Below are 20284 nucleotides of genomic sequence, written 5' to 3' on the forward strand. Positions count from 1 at the left end.
AGGGCCAGCTGCGCTGGTCCGGCGACTACGCCCCGTTCGGCGAGGTCACCAACCCGGTAATCAACAGCATGCCGATGCTGAAAAATCAGGTACATATCCCGCTGCGCTACGCCGGACAGTACGAAGACAGGGAAACCGGACTACACTACAACCTGTTCCGCTATTACGATCCGCAGGTCGGCCGCTTTACGACCCCGGATCCGATAGGGGTGCTCGGTGGGTTTAATCTTTACCAGTATGCGCCGAATCCGAATGGATGGGTGGATCCGCTTGGTTTAGCAAAAGTTGTATGCTCAGGAACACCAAAGGATGCACAAAAAAAGGTTACTAAAGGACAAGGCCCAAAAGATATCAAACGGATTGATGAACCAGAACAAAGCGTTCCTGGAAGCCAATGGCACGCACACCAGACAAAACCTGAGAAAGGTAAAAATCCGGCATTAAACCAAGATGGCTCGACCCATGATGGTCCACCATCGTTTACGAAAAAGACTTTGAAATGGTTACAAGAACATGGATGGAACGTAGAGGACTGGTTATGACAAAATTTGAAAAAGAAATGAAAAATCTTTTTAAAAAAGAGGGTCTTGATGACAATTCAATTTTTTTTGCAGAATATGATACTTTTGAAGAAATACCATTGTATTCCAGATGGAAGAACATTTCATTCTTAGATGGATTGTCATTTAATGACAAAAATAAAGTGTTGCTTAATAGTTGCCTCCATCTGGTAACCACTTGTAAAGAAAAAGCTAACTTTTATCTTGGTGAAGAAAATGCATCAAGCTATTTTGTTTGTGCAACCCTAACTGGCTGGGATGATCATGATGAGATTAACTGTCTGAATGTCAATGTTTTTGTCTCAAGAAGAAAAGAATGGCTATTAAATAATTTAAAGTTATCAACAAAAAACTCACCAGAGGAAAAAACAACCTCATCATACTTAAAATCATTATCTTATGAAGGCTTTGAAGTCCTCTGTGCAAATGAATTTAAGAGCAATAAGAGAGTTTTTGTCGTTAACAAAGAATTTGAGATATCGAAGTATTCTAATGGCTAACTTATTGGCTGAAGCATAGACGAATCAGTCATAAATCTGTCTCTTTATGGTTGTGTATTAGAGCTCAAACACCTTCAAAAAAACCAGCCAAAACCAGGCTGGTTACCGTATACCGCAATAACGCAGCGAATTAATATTCGCTGGCTTTTGCCAGTGCTTCAATATCCGCTGAGGTTAGCTGCAACTGCGTCGCTTTCACCAGGCTATTGATCTGTTCAATTGATGTCGCGCTCACAATCGGGGCGGTGATGCTGGGGCGTGCAATCTGCCAGGCCAGAGCCACTTCCGAAGGTGCGGCATTGTGCGCCTTGCTCACCTGATCCAGCGCTGCGAGAATCTTCAGGCCGCGCTCATTGACATACTTATCTACCACGCCCTGCCCGCGCTTGCTCTTGTGTGCATCTTCTTTCGAGCGGTATTTACCGCTGAGGAAGCCGCTTGCCAGCGAATAGTAGTTAATCACGCCCAGTCCGTGCTGCTGTGCCACTTTCTCCAGACTGGATTCATACTCTTTACGATCGTAGAGGTTATATTCCGGCTGCAAAGTCTGGTATTCAGCCAGCCCTTGTTCCTTGCTGACGTTAAGTGCTTCACTCAGACGATCTGCGCTGTAGTTGGAAGCACCGATAGCGCGAACTTTGCCCTCTTTCACCAGTTTATCGAACTCTGCTAATGAGGCTGCCAGCGGCGTATCGGCATCATCACGGTGCGCCTGGTAAAGATCGACATAATCGGTCTGCAGACGGCGCAGAGAATCTTCAATCGCCTGACGGATCCACTTCGGTGATAAGCCGGTTTTGCCGTTACCGAGATCCATACCGACTTTGGTGGCCAGAATAATGCTGTCGCGCTTACCGCCTTTCTTTAACCAGTTACCAATGATCGTTTCGGACTCGCCGCCTTCATTACCGTCAACCCAGCGTGAGTAGACATCCGCCGTATCAATAAAATTCAGTCCTTTTTCTACCAGCGCATCCAGTAGGCTAAAAGAGGTCTTTTCATCCGCTGTCCAGCCGAAGACGTTACCGCCAAAGGTCAGAACCGGTACTGTGATACCTGTTTTACCCAACTGCCGCGTTTTAATCTGACTCATCTGATGCTCCTTTATCGTTTAGGGTATGAAATTGAGCTATTTCTCAGCATAGCAAAGCAGACAGGGCTGGGTTATACCGAATTTGGCAGAAACTTGTCAGAATATGAATACTTACCGCAGCCAGACAGTTATCCTTCTTTTCCTCAATTTTCGTACACTTAAAGCACATATAATTACGCTGCGAACAGAAGAGACATTGGCTTCTGTTGAAACAGGATAATTGCCGCTGGAGAATTGCCCCCGTCATGAATACCCGTCTGTCCTGGAAAAAGAAAAGTCTGACTGCCGTTGCGGTGATTGCTGCTGTGGCGTGCATCGGTTACCTGTGGCTACATCCGGCTCAGCCGGAAAATGACACCGCTGCTACGGCACAACACCACCGTCAAGGCAGTGGCAAAAGCCATCGACCACTGGCCCCGGTGCAAGTTGCGACGGCTACACTGCAGGCCGTGCCGCAATTCCTGACTGGGCTCGGCACGGTCACCGCCGCGAATACCGTTACTGTCAGAGCGCGTGTCGATGGGCAATTGATGGCGCTGCACTTTAACGAAGGCCAGGAAGTCAAAGCCGGTGAGCTACTGGCAGAAATCGATCCTCGTCCATACCAGGTGGCATTGGCACAGGCTCAGGGGCAGTTGGCAAAAGATCAAGCGACCCTGGCGAACAACCGCCGCGATTTAGCCCGCTATGAGCAGCTCGCCAAAACCTCACTGGTATCGCGGCAGGAACTGGATACCCAACGCTCGCTGGTGAATGAAACGCTGGGCACCTTAAAAGCCGATGAAGCCAGCGTGGCCAGTGCACAACTGAACCTGACCTACAGCCGGGTTACCGCGCCTATCAGCGGGCGCGTGGGGCTGAAACAGGTCGATGTGGGCAACTATATCACCGCCAGCGATACCACGGGTCTGGTGGTGATCACCCAGACACACCCCATTGATGTGCTCTTTAGCCTGACTGAAAACAGCATTCCACAGATCCAGCAGGCGCAACAGCAAGGTGAACATCTGCTGGTGGAAGCCTGGGATCGCAGCAACAGCAAGCTGCTTAGCCAGGGAAGCTTGCTCAGTCTGGATAACCAAATTGATGCCACAACCGGCACGATAAAAATAAAGGCGCGGTTCGAAAATCAAGACAACCAGCTGTTCCCCAATCAGTTTGTTAATGCGCGCCTGAAGGTCACTACGCTGCAAGATGCGGTGGTGATCCCAACGGCTGCACTGCAAATGGGAAATGAAGGCCACTTTGTCTGGGCCGTAAATGCCGAAAATCGGGTGAGCAAAAAGCGCGTTGTCTCAGGTTTGCAGAACAGTGCCACGGTGGTGATCAGCGCAGGTCTGGCGGCTGGCGATCGGGTCGTGACCGATGGTCTGGATCGCCTCACGGAAGGAGCCAAAGTGGAGATTGTGACCGCGCAAAGCCCTGCGGATAACAGCCCGCATGCCCACCGAGCTAAGCACACCGCCACGGGAGAGGCACCGTAATGCAAGATGTCACGCCTTCTCACGGCGGTCCGTCACGCCAGTTTATTTTGCGCCCGGTAGCGACAACGTTACTGATGGTGGCGATCCTGCTCGCAGGGATCCTCGGTTACCGCGCCCTGCCCGTCTCCGCGCTGCCAGAGGTCGATTATCCAACGATTCAGATCGTCACCCTCTACCCCGGTGCCAGCCCGGATGTGGTCACCTCCTCCATTACCGCCCCACTGGAACGGCAATTTGGCCAGATGTCGGGGCTAAAGCAGATGGCATCACAAAGTTCCGGGGGCGCTTCGGTGATCACCCTACAGTTCCAGCTTGCGCTGGCGTTGGATGTGGCCGAACAGGAGGTGCAGGCAGCGATTAACTCCGCGACCAATCTGCTGCCGTCCGATCTGCCAAATCCCCCGGTCTACAGCAAGGTGAACCCTGCCGATCCCCCCATCATGACGCTGGCAGTGACCAGCAGCAGCATGCCGCTCACCCAGGTGCAGGATATGGTTGAGACGCGCATTGCTCAGAAAATCTCTCAGGTGTCTGGCGTTGGGCTGGTAACGCTGGCCGGTGGACAGCGTCCTGCGGTGCGGGTGCAACTCAATGCACAGGCGCTGGCGGCGCTGGGTTTGACCAGTGAAACGGTGCGCACTGCCATCAGCAATGCCAACGTGAACTCTGCCAAAGGGAGCCTGGATGGCCCAGAGCGGGCGATAACGCTGTCGGCAAACGATCAGATGAAATCAGCCGAAGATTATCGCCAGTTGATCATCAGCTACGTGAATAATGCCCCGGTGCGCCTGGGCGATGTTGCGACCATCGAACAAGCCGCAGAGAACCGCTGGTTAGGCGCGTGGGCTAATCAACAAGCCGCGATTATTATCAATGTTCAGCGCCAGCCGGGTGCGAATATCATCGCCACCGCCGATCATATTCGGGGATTACTGCCTGGTCTCACCGCCACGTTGCCTAAATCGGTTCACCTTGAACTGTTGGCCGATCGCACCACCAATATTCGCGCGTCCGTCACCGATACCCAACATGAGTTAATGCTGGCCATCGCGCTGGTGGTGATGATCATCTATCTGTTCTTACGTAACGTGCCTGCCACTCTTATTCCGGCCGTGGCGGTGCCGCTCTCCTTGGTGGGTACCTTTGCCGCCATGTATTTTCTCAACTTCTCGATCAATAACCTCACGCTGATGGCGTTGACCATCGCCACCGGCTTTGTGGTGGATGATGCCATCGTGGTGGTGGAGAATATCTCTCGCTACATCGAAAAAGGGGAGAAACCGCTGGCTGCGGCGCTGAAAGGCGCAGGGGAAATTGGCTTTACCATTATCTCCCTGACCGTTTCGCTGATAGCGGTACTGATCCCGCTGCTGTTTATGGGAGATGTGATTGGCCGCTTGTTCCGCGAGTTTGCCGTTACCCTGGCAATCGCGATAGTCATCTCGGCGGTGGTGTCATTAACCTTAACGCCGATGATGTGCGCTCGCATGTTGAGTGCAGAGTCGCTCCGGCAGCAGAACCGTTTTTCTCGCGCCAGCGAGGCGTTTTTTGCCCGAGTGATTGCCGTGTATGGTCAGTGGCTGACGCGCGTGCTGAGCCATCCATGGATAACGCTAGGCGTTGCCCTGAGTACATTAGCGCTGACGGTGTTGCTGTGGACCACGATCCCCAAAGGCTTCTTCCCGCTGCAGGATAACGGTCTGATTCAGGGCACGCTCCAGGCTCCACAGTCGGTCTCATACCAAAATATGGCACAGCGCACCCGCGAGGTTGTCACCCGGCTGCAGCAAGATCCGGCGGTCGCCAATGTTACCGCCTTTGTCGGGGTGGATGGCACCAATGCCGCACTGAACAACGCACGTATTCAGATCACGCTGAAAGCCTTCGATCAGCGCAGCGATCGCATTCAGCAGGTCCAGACCCGCCTGAAACAGTCCGTGGAACATATTCCCGGCATCACGCTGTGGCTACAGCCGGTGCAAGATCTCACCATTGAAACCCAGGCTAGCCGCACGCCTTATCAGTTCACGCTGCAATCGGGTTCGTTAGAGTCGCTGAGTACCTGGGTCCCCGCCTTGCTCAATCAACTGAAAAAATCACCCGCCCTGCGCGACGTCAGCAGTAACTGGCAAGATCAGGGGCTGGAAGCCTACGTGAAAGTGGATCGCGACAGCGCCAGCCGCCTTGGTATCAGTATGGCGGATGTCGATAACGCGCTGTATAACGCCTTTGGTCAACGTTTGATCTCCACTATTTATACCCAGGCCAACCAGTATCGCGTGGTGCTGGAACAGAATAACCGCCAGACACCTGGGTTAGCGGGGCTGGAGGGCATCCGGCTCAACAGCAGCGAAGGAGGAAGCGTGCCGCTTAATGCGATTGCCAGTATTGAGCAACGCCATGCGCCACTGGGAATCAATCATCTCGACCAGTTCCCCTCCGCCACCTTCTCGTTTGATGTGGCCCAAGGCTATTCACTGGGTGATGCGGTCAGCGCCGTTACTGCTGCAGAAGATCAGTTAGGTATGCCCGCCGAAGTGATGACGCAGTTCCAGGGCAGCACGCTGGCCTTTGAGGTGGCGTTAACCAGCACGGTGTGGTTGATTGTTGCGGCGGTAGTCGCCATGTACCTGGTGCTGGGGGTGCTTTATGAGAGCTTCATTCACCCGGTCACGATCCTCTCCACCTTGCCAACGGCGGGCGTAGGGGCGCTACTGGCGCTGATGCTGAGTGGTAATGAGCTGGATATCATCGCCATTATCGGCATTATCTTGCTCATTGGTATCGTCAAGAAAAACGCCATCATGATGATTGATTTTGCCCTCGCCGCCGAACGGGAACAGGGTAAAACGCCGTATGAAGCGATCTATCAGGCGTGTTTACTGCGTTTCCGTCCGATTTTAATGACCACACTCGCCGCGCTGCTTGGCGCACTCCCTCTGATGTTAAGTCAGGGCGTTGGCGCTGAACTACGTCGTCCTTTAGGGATTGCGATGGTCGGCGGTCTGGTGCTGAGCCAAGTATTGACGCTGTTTACCACCCCGGTCATCTACCTGTTATTTGATCGCCTGGCATCACGCCTGCGCCGCCGCGTGACTCAAGAGGAGCACAGGCCGTGAAGTTTTTTGCCCTGTTTATCCAGCGGCCCGTCGCCACTACGCTGATTACGCTCGCCATCGTCCTGGCGGGTGCCCTGAGTTTCCGCCTGTTGCCGGTGGCACCGTTGCCACAGCTCGATTACCCGGTGATTGTGATCAGCGCTTCATTGCCAGGTGCCGCTCCCGAAACCATGGCTTCTTCAGTCGCAACGCCGCTGGAACGCTCGCTGGGCCGGATTGCGGGGGTCAGCGAGATGACCTCCACCAGCTCTTTAGGCAATACACGCATTATTCTGGTGTTCGATTATGATCGCAATATCAACGGCGCTGCGCGTGATGTGCAGGCGGCGCTGAATGCTGCCCAGAGCCTGTTGCCAACCGGGATGCCCACACGGCCGACTTACCGAAAAGCCAACCCGTCCGATGCCCCCATCATGATCCTGACGCTGACTTCGGATATCTATAATCCGGGCCAGCTGTATGATTATGCGTCCACTCAGTTGGCGCAGAAAGTGGCACAGATCGAGGGCGTTGGCGATGTCACCGTTGGCGGCGGCTCACTGCCTGCTGTGCGCGTCAATCTCAATCCACAGGCGCTGTTTAATCAAGGCGTTTCGCTGGATGCCGTGCGCCAAAGCATTGCCAGTGCCAATCAGCGGCGTCCTCAGGGCGCACTGGAAGATAGCCAACAGCGCTGGCAATTACGTACCAACGATGAGCTAAAAACCGCCAGTGACTATCGTCCACTGGTGGTGCATTACAGCAATGGCGCGGCGGTCCGACTGGAGCAGGTCGCTGACGTTGAAGACTCGGTGCAGGATGTACGTAATGCCGGTATGGCCAACGGTAAACCGGCGGTGCTGTTAGTCGTGCGGAAAAGCCCCGATGCCAATGTGATTGATACCGTAGACCGCATCCGGGCGGAAATGCCAGCGCTGTATGAAACCATTCCTGCGGCTATCGATCTGCATATAGCGCAGGATCGCTCACCCACCATTCGCGCTTCACTGTATGAAGTTGAACAATCCCTGGTGTTGGCGGTGGCTTTGGTGATTTTGGTGGTGTTTTTGTTCCTGCGATCCGGGCGAGCCACGCTGATCCCGGCGATCGCAGTACCGGTTTCACTGATTGGCACCTTCTCGGCCATGTACCTGTGCGGCTTCAGCCTGAACAACCTGTCGCTGATGGCCTTGACCATCGCCACCGGTTTTGTGGTGGATGATGCCATCGTGGTGATGGAAAATATTGCACGTCATGTTGAAGCCGGGATGAAACCAATAAAGGCAGCGTTACAAGGGGTGCAAGAAGTGGGCTTTACCGTGCTGTCAATGAGCCTGTCACTGATTGCCGTGTTTCTGCCACTGATGATGACGGGAGATTTAATCGGTCGCTTCTTTGCGGAATTCTCTATCACACTCTCCGTGGCAATTCTGATCTCGCTGTTTATCTCCGTCACTCTCACGCCGATGATGTGCGCCTATTTGCTGAAATCGCATCCCCCGCGCAGCCAGCCTCGACGCCGCGGCAGTGGTCGCCTGATGCTGGCCGTGCAAGGTGCCTATGGCCGTTCACTGAGAGTCGTGCTGGACCACGCAGGTTGGATGCTGTTAGTGCTACCCGCCACCCTCGGCTTAACCGTCTGGTTGTTTATCATCCTGCCTAAAACCTTCCTGCCCGAACAGGATACCGGGCGTTTACAAGGCTATATTTCTGCCGACCAGAGCATCTCATTCCAGGCAATGCGGGGAAAATTGCAGGACTTTATGCATATTGTCGCGGCCGATCCGGCGGTTGAAAACGTCACGGGCTTTACCGGCGGTCAGCGCACCAATGGCGGCTCGATGTATATCTCCCTTAAACCGCTTAAACAGCGTAAAGAGAGTGCTCAGGCGGTGATTGCGCGTCTGCGCATCGCACTGGCAAAAGAGCCAGGCGCGAATCTCTATCTCAATGCCGTGCAGGATGTTCGCACCGGAGGGCGCGAATCGAATGCCAGCTATCAGTACACCCTGCTCTCTGACGACCTCGCCGCGCTGCGCGAGTGGGAACCGAAAATCCAGACCGCTTTCAGTGCCCTGCCTGAGTTAACCGACGTTAACTCTGACCAGCAGGACAAAGGGAGCGAGATGACATTGACCTACGATCGCGAGAGTATGGCCCGCCTCGGCATTGATGTTGCCGCGGCTAATGCGTTACTGAACGATGCCTTCGGCCAAAGACAGATCTCCACGATTTACCAACCGTTGAATCAGTACAAAGTGGTGATGCAGGTCGATCCCCGCTATACCCAGGACATCAGCGCACTGGATCAGATGTACTTACTCAACAGCGCAGGCAAAGCTATACCGCTGGCGTGGTTTGCTCACTGGCAACCGGCGAACGCGCCTTTGCAGGTCAACCATGAGGGGCTGTCTGCGGCATCCACCCTCTCCTTTAATCTGCCAGAAGGCGTTTCGCTGTCTCAGGCTGCCGATGCTATCGATCGCAGCATTGTCGCGTTAGGTGTACCAACCAGCGTGCGCGGCAGTTTTTCCGGGACTGCACAGGAGTTTCAGAAGTCGCAGTCCAGCCAACTCTGGCTGCTGCTGGCCGCGATCGCCGCGGTGTATATCGTGCTGGGGATGTTGTATGAGAGCTATGTGCATCCCCTGACCATTCTTTCTACGCTGCCTTCAGCCGGTGTGGGTGCGTTACTGGCGCTGATGTTGTTTAACACGCCGTTTAGCCTGTTTGCCATGATAGGTATTTTGCTGCTGGTCGGCCTTGTGAATAAGAATGCGATTATGCTGGTGGATTTCGCGCTGGTCGCGCAACGAAGAGGGGCAATCAGCGCTCGGGCCGCCATTGAGCAGGCCTGCCTGTTGCGCTTCAGGCCGATTTTAATGACCACACTCACCGCCCTGTTTGGTGCGATTCCCCTGGCGATCACCTACGGTGACGGTGCAGAGTTGCGCCAGCCGCTGGGCATTACCATTGTGGGTGGTCTGATCATGAGTCAGCTACTGACGCTGTATACTACTCCTGCAGTCTATCTGATGCTGGATAAGCTAAGCCGTCATCCACGCAGCACCTCGAACAACGAAACGCCTGAAAGGACACGCCAGTCATGACATCTCAACCCCCATCAGTACGTTGGCAACTGTGGATTGTGGCCTTTGGGTTCTTTATGCAGTCGCTGGATACCACCATCGTCAATACCGCGCTGCCTGCTATGGCCCGCGATCTGCTGGTGAGTCCGTTGCTGATGCACTCGGTGGTGGTTTCATATGTGCTGACGGTGGCGGTGACGTTGCCCCTGAGCGGCTGGCTGGCTGACCGCTTTGGCGTGCGCAATATCCTTTTCTGCGCCATTATCCTGTTTAGCCTTGGCTCATTGTTCTGCGCCCTCTCCGGGACACTCAATCAGCTCGTGATGGCACGCGTTCTCCAGGGGATCGGCGGGGCGATGATGGTGCCCGTCGGGCGACTGACGGTCATGAAGATTGTCCCGCGCGAGCAGTATATGTCGGCAATGACTTTTGTCACCTTACCCGGTCAGGTGGGGCCACTGCTGGGGCCCGCGCTGGGGGGAATTTTGGTGCAGTACGCCAGTTGGCACTGGATTTTCCTTATCAACATTCCGGTCGGTATTATTGGCGCGATTGCCACCTTGACGCTGATGCCCAATTACCTTCTGCCTCCGCGCCGTTTCGACTTTATTGGCTTCATTCTTCTGGCGCTGGCAATGGCGACCCTCACGCTGGCGCTGGATGGTGAACGCAGCAGTGGCGGTTCTCCACTGTTGCTCGGCATGATGATCCTCACCGGGATATTTGCCGTGCTGTTTTACCTGATGCATGCACGGAACAATGATCGGGCGCTGTTCAGCCTCAAGCTGTTTGCTAATCGCATTTACAGCATTGGCTTACTGGGCAGTTTTGTTGGACGTATCGGTAGCGGCATGCTGCCCTTCCTGACGCCGATTTTCCTGCAAGTGGGCCTCGGTTACACGCCATTCCACGCCGGCCTGATGATGATCCCAATGGTGCTCGGCAATATGGGCACAAAACGGATTGTGGTACGGATAGTCAATCTGTTTGGCTATCGGAATGTGTTGGTAGGAGCCACGCTGGCCTTAACGCTGGTGGTACTGCTGTTCCCACTGGTGGCTTTGATGGGCTGGGTATGGATGCTGCCGGTGGTGCTGTTCCTGCAGGGTACGATCAACGCTATTCGCTTCTCCTCCATGAATACCCTGACGCTGAAAGAGCTACCGGATGATCTGGCTTCCAGCGGTAACAGTTTACTCTCGATGGTTATGCAGCTCTCCATGAGTATGGGCGTGACGGTAGCAGGCCTGCTGCTGGGTGCCTTCAGTCAGGGAACCGCGCTGGGCAGTCATATTGATCAACAGGTGTTTATCAACACCTATCTCAGCATGGCTGTGGTCATCTTGCTCCCTGCGCTGGTGTTCTGGCGCGTTCCGGGAGATATCAGTAAAAATGTCGATTTACGCCGCAGGAGAAAAGCATGAAAGCCCGGCTTCGTTTCGGTATCGGTGCCAAGCTGTTTACCGCTATTTTTGCCACTTGCCTGCTGGTATTAATCACCATGCACTGGGGCGTACGCCTCAGCTTTGAACATGGTTTTGTGGATTATATTAAACGCGGCAATGAACAACGGCTGGCGCTGCTCAGCGACGCCCTCGCCGATCAATACGAGCAGCACGGCAACTGGGAGTTCCTGCGCAACAATGACCGCCTGGTGTTTGCGCTACTCCGCTCACTGGAGCAGAACCCGGATCGGAGTGCGCAGTTGCCGCCACACGGCTGGCGGACCCAGTTCTGGATCCTCGATCAGCAGTTCCATGTCGTGAGCGGGCCACGCAATGCAATGCCAAATAACGGTTTTCGTCACAACATCACCACCAGCACCGGTAAAATTGTCGGCTGGGTGGTCGGTGCACCGCCAGAGCGCCTGACGCGCAGCACCGATATCAACTTTGATCAACAGCAGCGACGCACCAGTTGGATCATTGTGGCACTCTCTGCATTGCTGGCCGCCTTTGTCACCTATTTAATGGCGCGCGGTTTGCTGGCCCCGGTTAAACGCCTGGTGGATGGCACTCACCAGTTGGCTGCGGGGAAATTTTCCACCCGTGTTGAGGTCGGCAGTGAAGATGAACTGGGCCAACTGGCACGCGACTTTAATTTGCTCGCCTCCTCGCTGGAAAAAAATGAGGCCATGCGTCGCGCGTTTATGGCCGATATCTCCCATGAACTGCGCACACCGCTCGCCATTTTGCGCGGTGAACTTGAGGCTATTCAGGATGGAGTGCGGAAAACCACACCCGACGCCATCGCCTCGCTGCAAAGTGAAGTCGTGATTCTGACAAAACTGGTGGATGACCTGCATCAGCTGTCGCTTTCAGATGCTGGCGCACTGGCCTATCGCAAACAGAATGTGGATCTGGTGCAGCTGTTAGAAGTGTGCGCCGGTAACTTTGCCGAGCGCTATCGCAGCCATGGCCTGCGTTTGTCGTTGCAGCTTCCCGAACACGCGCCCTTCTTCGGCGATCCGGACCGGCTCAGCCATTTGTTTATTAATCTGCTGGAAAACAGCCTGCGCTACACCCACAGCGGCGGAGAAGTCGAGATCCGCGCCTGGCGTGAGGGGGAGTTCTGGATGCTGACGTTCGCCGACAGCGCACCCGGGGTCGATGCGGCGGATCAGGCGCGTATTTTTGAACGTTTTTACCGTACTGAAGGTTCACGGAATCGCGCCAGCGGCGGCTCTGGCCTTGGCCTCGCTATCTGTCAAAACATCGCCGAGGCACACAACGGCACACTAACCGCTTCAGACGCCCGTTTAGGTGGCCTGAAAATCACGCTACAATTACCTCATGTTCCACACTGAAAACCGATCATGAGCCAGGAAAATACCGACCCGCTAGTGTTAATTGTGGAAGATGAGCCAAAACTGGCCCAACTGATGATGGATTACCTCCACTCTTCCAACTACCGCACCCACCACATTGCCCACGGAGGCGAAGTGCTGGCCTATGTGCAGCAGACGCCACCCGATTTAATCCTGCTGGATTTAATGCTACCCGGCATGGATGGGTTGTCGTTGTGTCGTGAAATCCGCCGTTTCTCTGAATTACCCATCATTATGGTGACCGCACGCACCGAAGAGATTGATCGTCTGTTGGGGCTGGAAATTGGTGCCGATGACTACATCTGCAAGCCATTTAGCCCGCGAGAAGTGGTCGCACGCGTGCGCACCATTATGCGTCGGGTAAAACGCAATCCAGAAGAACCGCACAAGTCTTCACTGCTGCGCGTAGATGAAGGTCGATTCTTTGCCAGCTGGCGCGATCAACCGCTGGATCTCACGCCTGCCGAGTTCCGGCTGCTGAAAACGTTGTCACTGGAACCGGGTAAGGTGTTCTCACGCGAGCAGTTACTCAACCATCTCTACGATGACTACCGGGTAGTGACCGATCGCACCATCGACAGCCACATTAAAAATCTGCGCCGCAAGCTGGAGCAGCTGGATACCGATCAGCCGTTTATTCGCGCGGTTTATGGCATGGGCTATCGCTGGGAAGCGGATATTTGTCAGCTTGTTTAGCGGAAATTGTGAATAGTTGCACATTTTCTGCTGTTTTATTGCTGAAGTCCGATCGCGATCACAGACCCCGCCGGGCGGGTTGATTAGACTCGCCCCTGCTGAAAACAAGCAATAACAAAACAGCTTCCGTACCAGGAACTACCTCATTCACCCGCTCGGCTCCCCCGGGCGGGTTTTTCTTTTGTCTCAATTCAATCCCCCTCCCGCTGTGCTATAACTGCCTCAGTCAATGCGCATTTAAGGGAAAGGACAATGGACAACACACCACAAGCTGTACTGATTCTGAATGGCAAGGGTGCCGGTAATGAAGCGCTGCGCAGTGCTGTAGGCCTGTTGCGTGATGAAGGTGCGCAACTGGCTGTGCGTGTCACCTGGGAACAGGGAGACGGAAAACGCTATGTCGAAGAAGCGGTATCACTCGGTGCTGCCACGGTCATTGCTGGCGGTGGAGACGGCACCATCAATGAAATTGCCACCGCGTTAGCCGCACTTCCCGCAGACAAGCGCCCGGCGTTGGGTATTCTTCCCCTTGGCACAGCGAACGATTTTGCCACCAGTGCCGGTATTCCCGCAGAAATGGAACCTGCCCTGCGTCTCGCTTTACAAGGTCGTGCAGTGGCGGTGGATCTGGCTCGGGTTAATCAGGATCGCTATTTTATTAATATGGCCACCGGTGGCTTCGGGACGCGTATCACCACCGAAACGCCAGAAAAACTCAAGGCAGCCCTGGGAGGCGTCTCCTACTTTATCCATGGCCTGATGCGCATGGATACGCTGAAACCCGACAGCTGTGAGATCGAGGGGGATGATTTTCACTGGCAAGGTGATGCCCTGGTGATTGGCATTGGCAATGGCCAACAGGCCGGAGGCGGTCAACGTCTTTGCCCGCAGGCGCGTATCAATGATGGTCTGCTTGAGCTGAGTATCGTCACGGCACAGGAAGTATTGCCTACCCTGCTGCATTCCCTGACCAGCAATGAAGAAAACCCCAATGTCGTTGCCGCCCGGCTACGTAAACTGACGATCCGCTCACCCCATGAAATGACGTTTAACCTCGATGGTGAGCCACTGAGCGGGCGCGAATTTACGCTTGAAGTGATGCCAGATGCAGTGAGTTGCCGCTTGCCACCTCACTGCCCTTTACTGGCGTAAGGTCGCAAGCCGCGCAAATCACCTCAGGGGGTTACCACCACTGATGGAAATGGTGAACGGGGCCAATGCCATGGCCGACTTCCAGTGAGTCGGCCTGCATTAACGCCTGCTGCAACCAGGCTTTAGCTTCAGCCACGGTCTGCGCCCAGTCGTTATGACGCGGACGCAACGCCGCCAGGGCCGCAGACAAGGTACAGCCCGTGCCGTGCGTGTTGCGAGTATTGACGCGCGGTGCAGTGAAACGCTGGGAGCCTGCCGCAGTAATCAACCAGTCAGGGCTTTCACCGTCGCTTAAATGGCCCCCTTTCATCAGCACTGCCTCACAACCCAGCGCGATTAATGCTTCTCCCTGTGCCAACATCTCCTGCTCATTACGCGCATGCTCAGTGCCCAGCAGCGTGGCGGCTTCAGGAAGATTAGGGGTAATCAGCGAGACCTGCGGTAATAACAGCTCGCGCACGGCGGCAACCGCATCGGGTGAGAGCAGTGGATCGCCACTTTTTGCCACCATGACGGTGTCCAGTACCACGAATGGCAGGCGGACTTTTTTCAGCCGTTCGGCAACCACCTCAACAATCGCGGTTTCTGACAACATGCCAATTTTAGCGCTATCAATACGCACATCATCCAGCACCGAATCCAGCTGTGCTGCCACAAAGTCAGGTTCAATGCGGTAGACCGACTGCACTCCACGGGTATTCTGCGCCACCAGCGCCGTGATGACGCTGGTGCCATAGGCACCCAGTGCAGAAAAAGCTTTTAGATCGGCCTGAATGCCAGCCCCACCGCTGGGATCGGTGCCGGCAATCGTCAAGGCATTAATACGCTTCATTGTGCTTCCTCTACATTCAGTGACCACAAGCCATCCAGCAACGCCACGGCAAAACTGCCCGGCCCCTGACTACGAGAGGCAGCCACTTCCGCCGCACGGGCGACCATGGCACAGGCGCTGGCAACATGCTGTAAGCGATCGCCAGGTAGTGCGCAGCATGCGGCCACCACGGCCGACAGGGCACAGCCAGTGCCCACCACGCGCGTCAGAATCGCATCACCCCCCGGTACCGCCAGCGTACGGGTGCCATCGGTGATGTAATCAACCTCCCCTGTGACGGCGACAACAGTGCTAAAGCGTGTTGCCAACTCCTGCGCGGCCTCAATAGCCAGGTCAGAAGTGTGCAGGCTGTCAACGCCACGTCCACCGCTTTGTTGCTGGGCCAACGCCAGAATCTCAGAAGCATTGCCGCGAATAGCCGCAGGCTTAGCTGCCAAAATCTGCTGGCAAAACGCAGTACGTAAGCTCAATGCCCCCACCGCTACCGGGTCAAGTACCCAGGGTGTACCCGCTTGATCGGCTGAGACTATCGCTCGCTGCATCGCATCACGGCGATCCACCGTCAGCGTCCCGACATTGATCAGAAGTGCACTGGCAACAGCACTGAATTGTGCGGCTTCCTCAGCGTCAATCACCATGGCAGGCGCAGCCCCGAGAGCAAGCAGCACGTTAGCAGTAAACGTCTGGACCACATCATTGGTCATACAGTGCACTAAAGGTGCCTGCTGGCGTAACAACACGAGCGTTTGCGCGAGTTGCGCAGAGGAAAGCGGGGTATGCGACACGGTAATCAGGCTCCTGACCAGAGGCAGGAAGAGAGATGCGGACAGGCATCTGACTTCCCTCCGCTGGCATTATCCAGTTCAGGTTCAACGGGTGTTTCTCAGCAGCTTCCCAAAAGAGGCTGCACCCCGAGTCAAATTCACAGCCAGCAGCATAAGGTAAGGACAAGGCGTCGCGCAAGTCATCAGCCTGATTCGCATCAACCCTTACCGCTATATGCGGTAAAAAATCAGTAAACACTGCTGCGCAAAAAATGAACCTCTGATCTTTTTTTATAACAAAATAACTGAAATAAAATTGATGAATGCAGATTAAGTCATATAACTCAGGAGAACAATTGTGAAAATTTCTGATGTGAGCAGCGCACCATTTTTTGAAAATGAAATAAAATTCACAAAAAAGCACCCTGAAAATTACCCGGACAATGAATTTAACCACCCCTCTGATTTTAACAACCTGCGGAAGAAAAGATCCCCCGCACCCGGCTTATCACATATCATTAAATTTACATTTAATGATGGAGATTCAGTCAACATAAACTCAACACATCCTCGGAGTAATTCAACTGAAGATGTAAATTTCATCTTCAGATTTTTTAGAACAATATCAGAAAATAAATGGAAAGAGCTGCATGCCCCAGTGGTTATGTTAAAAAACATACGTCGATCCGGTAATCTATTGCAGGATATAAAAAAATCCATTGGTGGTGAATTACATTTCAATACTTCCGTGACGTTTAAATTAAGCAGAAGGGAAATATTTCATGGCTGTGTTAAATTTCTTGACGAGCAAGAAAAAACATTCATAAAAAAGAGAAATATTACCGATGCATTTTATAAAAAGTATTCCTATATCAAAAGAGATGAAACTAATGTTATTAAAAACATATATTACGGCGATTACTTAAAAAAAACCTCCATGTTAAACGTGAGATCTTTCACTCAACTACCAGACCCAATTAAAAAGAGCTTTGACTCCATTAGCGATAATATATTGTTACATGGTAAATTTAGCACCGCTACCCCAGGAAACACGACAACGATTTTACACCATGAAAAAAAATCCATGCTGTCTGTAATGCTAAATCATATAGCATACCAAATAAAATTAAGCCGAGATAAAATCCATAGCACTAGATCCTTAATCGAAGTGCAACAGGAGCAAGTAAAAATTGACCATCTTATAGGATATCAACTCGAGGTTATGACTGAGTTATATGTATCACACATAGAGGAAAGGAAAAAAATTAATAAACCTGATGCTTTATACCTCATGGATAAACTTGCTGTAACGCACTATATTGGGCTGATTGGGCAAATTGAAAAATTTCGCAATGAAATTATAAAAGGAATTATTGACGTTATATTTTCCGATAAAACAAATTACCTTTCATCATTAAGTAAAATTCAAAAATTCAATCAACGTGAATCCTGGCAGAAAACATTTCTTGGCGACGGCTTTATTCATGCATTAAGTTATATATTAGAAGTAGATGCATTACATGGCTACTCCAATCAGGTCAATATTAAAATGATAAACAAATCAACCCTGAAGAAAATACGTAACATTAATGATGAAAACTACAATCGAACAAGCCACTATGATGGTGAAATTTATAAAAAAATAAAAAAATGGTCACAAGAAAACAAAATAACCAAAGAAATGAACAACATCCAACAGCATTTGACCTTCGTGGATATAAAGAATTCATCTCCGGAGATTTTTAACTGGAAAATTAAATTCTCTAATTACTTAAATGAAATGATCTCCTTGGCTGAAAAAGAAAAAAACAAATCTTACTTCGATGACACCAATAAAAAACTGAATAGCGAATCTCTTATTTACATTATTATTAACAAGAGAATGACGCGATCTGAAATGTTTATTAAACGTCTATTCCCCTTCAGCGATTATGCGGAGATAAAATGGGAGAATGCAAATAACTTTTCCGATGCAAAAAAATCCATACGAATAACATTTGCGGAAGCGGTTGCTTTTTATCGGAAATGGAACCCTACAGATAGCGACATGAATGCATTGATATTGGATAAAGACATTCGTGAGCTCATTGAAGAAATATCAATCAAAACCAGTAACTGGGAGCAGAATCTCATCGCTCAGGTTGACAACTTAAAATATGATGCCAGTTATCTTATTGGTTCATATGGCAGATTAAACAAGCGGATCGATGAACTAAAAAACATCAGTAATATCGACCATTACACTAAAACCTACAATATCCATATCAGTCAGTCAGAAAAACAGAAATTATCTGACTTTTTCAATGGAAGATCCCAGGGGTATCTGGTAGGGATCAATGATAATCCTGTAGGTGAACATGTTCCGCATAGTATAATCTGTATTCCTTTGAGAAAAGGAAACGGTAGTCACGATGGATTTGAAAGTTTGCTCGTCAGCCTGGAGCAGCAAGAAATAGTACGCCTGCCCGCGCTTCTGGGTCCAGAACGTAAATATATCTCAACAAAAAGCCATATCAGTATTGATGATAATGTCAGAAAAGATTATCTGGATAGCTTAGAAAGTCGTAAAGCTATGCATGAAAAAGGCTATAGAGATATCTCCAGAGAGGTTGAAAATCTGAGGAATTTCCTGCAAGAAGAATTATCCCCCCGCTATATACCAGACAAGAACAGTGACTATCTTACGCATGTAAAAATGACATTTATTGATGTTGACGGTCCAGCCGGCCCTGCTACCAAAATCTATCGGCTCTATGAGAGTGACGCATTAAAATTCACTAACTTCTCTTTATCTACACATCCAGACAAACACAAGCTAAAGATAATCAATAACATTATTGAAAATAAAAATACACGCCTAAAGGATGAAATTGATGACTTTATTTTTACGGCAGATGATAAATGGTTCTCCTGGGATGAGAGAGAGATTAGAAACACCAAAGAGTGGATGGATGTATTCATCATACTATTTTCTATTGGATCAGTATTATTTCCCACACCTAATTTATCGATGGGGAGTAAATTCTTCCTTAAATACCTTCCATTTACGCTAGTAGACCTGCTCGCTAACGTTAACAGCGCACTGCTGGGAAAAAGCCTGGCAAGTAATTATGATGAACTTAAAAATTCTAATGACGATTTATATAAAAGTATTTTCTACTGGGGAGCAGCTACATTTTCCAGTGCTGCAATAAGCATTGCAACGCCGCTCCCTAAGCACACTTATACGTCAAACAGAAAAGCATTTATTCGTTCTCTTCATCAGGATATTATTGCCGATGCAAGATTTGCCGTCAGTCAGGACATGGACTATCTGGTCGCTCGTTTATATGGCGACATATCCTATGCGCGATCTTTAAAATCACTATCAAAAAATGCACCAGCCGATATAAAATCGCTACTTAACGACATGGTAGAATATTCATTTTTACAAACTCACGAGTTAATAGATGATGATATACGCATTACTCAGACTTTAAAAAATAATATTTTTTCATCTGAAATCGCAATCAATCAAAAATTATCGCTCATTGAAAATAAAATCAACAACTTATTGACACCACTACAAAGCATTGCAACGGACATCAACCTTCTTAATGACGAGCTTGTCAGAATGTATGAATACGCAAATGAGGCTAAAAAGCGCTTTACGGCAACAGAAGATAGATTTCTCCAACTCTCCGATCTCATTTCACTCATGCCGGGGGTAAGAAAAAGGGTAGTAGAAACAAGAGATGTGCTTTCAAGCACCATTCAACAGTTTCATGCCATCTCTGCAAACCCCAGCATTGATAATATAAAAAGAATGCTACATTGCAGTGACAGTGCGGCAAAATCCATTGCTGAATACATGCCAACCATTAATAATGGCCATCGAACCATTAACGTTGGTGATTTATATGCAGTAAGTAATATTATCGGTGGAGGTTCAGCTCAAGGAGACAGTTTATTGCATATTTTGAGGGAGATTACATCAATTTCAATAAAATCGATGATAGATAAGACGCCTGAAATGTTAATTATCGATGCGGTTACAGGTTATATAGACCTCTATCAAATGCTGTTTAAAAAAAGCAATCTCACCTCTACGCACGCTACACCGAGCCTTAACGCGACAATGATTGCAGGCAATACCTCCCAACAGGAAAGCCTGTTTAGTGCCCTGGGATTCTGGCATCCGTAACAGCAT

General features: G+C 51.1%; 13 protein-coding genes and 1 riboswitch. Of the genes, 10 read left to right on the forward strand and 3 right to left on the reverse strand.

Going from position 1 to position 20284, the window contains the following annotated elements; genetic code table 11:
• Positions 1–542: RHS repeat-associated core domain-containing protein (locus tag F3J40_RS14585; protein ID WP_167015703.1), on the forward strand; the 542-nt coding region annotated here is incomplete at its 5' end.
• Positions 539–1060 carry an Imm15 family immunity protein gene (locus F3J40_RS14590; protein WP_167015705.1) on the forward strand — a complete coding sequence of 174 codons (522 nt, stop codon included), beginning with the start codon at positions 539–541 and terminating at the stop codon, positions 1058–1060. The genes F3J40_RS14585 and F3J40_RS14590, both read left to right, overlap by 4 nt.
• A 130-nt stretch (positions 1061–1190) precedes the next feature.
• Here the strand turns inward: F3J40_RS14590 and F3J40_RS14595 are convergent, their stop codons facing one another.
• A complete protein-coding gene (locus F3J40_RS14595) occupies positions 1191–2153 on the reverse strand; it encodes an aldo/keto reductase (RefSeq protein WP_167015707.1) in 963 nt (320 codons plus the stop codon).
• A gap of 245 nt (positions 2154–2398) precedes the next feature.
• Between F3J40_RS14595 and F3J40_RS14600 the strand changes: the two genes are divergently transcribed.
• From F3J40_RS14600 to yegS, 7 genes are all read left to right on the forward strand, one after another.
• The gene (locus F3J40_RS14600; RefSeq protein ID WP_167015709.1) at positions 2399–3637 is read left to right on the forward strand and encodes an MdtA/MuxA family multidrug efflux RND transporter periplasmic adaptor subunit; all 1239 of its coding nucleotides are present in this window, start codon (positions 2399–2401) and stop codon (positions 3635–3637) included.
• On the forward strand, positions 3637–6756 hold the full coding sequence (locus F3J40_RS14605; RefSeq protein WP_167015711.1) for an MdtB/MuxB family multidrug efflux RND transporter permease subunit: 3120 nt from the start codon (positions 3637–3639) through the stop codon (positions 6754–6756). Before F3J40_RS14600 ends, F3J40_RS14605 begins: the two co-directional genes overlap by 1 nt.
• A complete protein-coding gene (gene mdtC / locus F3J40_RS14610) occupies positions 6753–9845 on the forward strand; it encodes a multidrug efflux RND transporter permease subunit MdtC (RefSeq protein ID WP_167015713.1) in 3093 nt (1030 codons plus the stop codon). The genes F3J40_RS14605 and mdtC overlap by 4 nt, the downstream gene beginning before the upstream one ends.
• Positions 9842–11248, forward strand: a complete 1407-nt coding sequence (gene mdtD / locus F3J40_RS14615; protein ID WP_167015715.1) for a multidrug transporter subunit MdtD — start codon at positions 9842–9844, stop codon at positions 11246–11248. The genes mdtC and mdtD overlap by 4 nt, the downstream gene beginning before the upstream one ends.
• The gene (gene baeS, locus F3J40_RS14620) at positions 11245–12630 is read left to right on the forward strand and encodes an envelope stress sensor histidine kinase BaeS (RefSeq protein ID WP_167015716.1); all 1386 of its coding nucleotides are present in this window, start codon (positions 11245–11247) and stop codon (positions 12628–12630) included. Before mdtD ends, baeS begins: the two co-directional genes overlap by 4 nt.
• Before the next feature lie 9 nt (positions 12631–12639).
• The gene (gene baeR / locus F3J40_RS14625; protein ID WP_167015718.1) at positions 12640–13347 is read left to right on the forward strand and encodes an envelope stress response regulator BaeR; all 708 of its coding nucleotides are present in this window, start codon (positions 12640–12642) and stop codon (positions 13345–13347) included.
• A gap of 252 nt (positions 13348–13599) precedes the next feature.
• Entirely contained in the window at positions 13600–14499 is a 900-nt protein-coding gene (yegS, locus tag F3J40_RS14630) for a lipid kinase YegS (RefSeq protein ID WP_167015720.1), read from the forward strand.
• Between the two features lie 31 nt (positions 14500–14530).
• On the opposite strand, the gene thiD is transcribed toward yegS, so the two are convergent.
• Together thiD and thiM are read right to left on the reverse strand one after the other, a co-directional pair.
• Positions 14531–15331 carry a bifunctional hydroxymethylpyrimidine kinase/phosphomethylpyrimidine kinase gene (gene thiD / locus F3J40_RS14635; RefSeq protein WP_167015722.1) on the reverse strand — a complete coding sequence of 267 codons (801 nt, stop codon included), beginning with the start codon at positions 15329–15331 and terminating at the stop codon, positions 14531–14533.
• Entirely contained in the window at positions 15328–16116 is a 789-nt protein-coding gene (gene thiM / locus F3J40_RS14640; protein ID WP_167015724.1) for a hydroxyethylthiazole kinase, read from the reverse strand. The genes thiD and thiM overlap by 4 nt, the downstream gene beginning before the upstream one ends.
• A gap of 38 nt (positions 16117–16154) precedes the next feature.
• Positions 16155–16255, reverse strand: a riboswitch (TPP riboswitch).
• A gap of 198 nt (positions 16256–16453) precedes the next feature.
• Between thiM and F3J40_RS14645 the strand changes: the two genes are divergently transcribed.
• Positions 16454–20278 (forward strand): hypothetical protein, encoded by a 3825-nt coding sequence (locus F3J40_RS14645; protein WP_167015726.1) that lies wholly within the window; start codon positions 16454–16456, stop codon positions 20276–20278.
• Positions 20279–20284 lie beyond the last annotated feature (6 nt).

It is taken from the genome of Candidatus Pantoea multigeneris (genome assembly GCF_011752615.1).
GTDB classification, from domain to species: domain Bacteria; phylum Pseudomonadota; class Gammaproteobacteria; order Enterobacterales; family Enterobacteriaceae; genus Pantoea; species Pantoea multigeneris.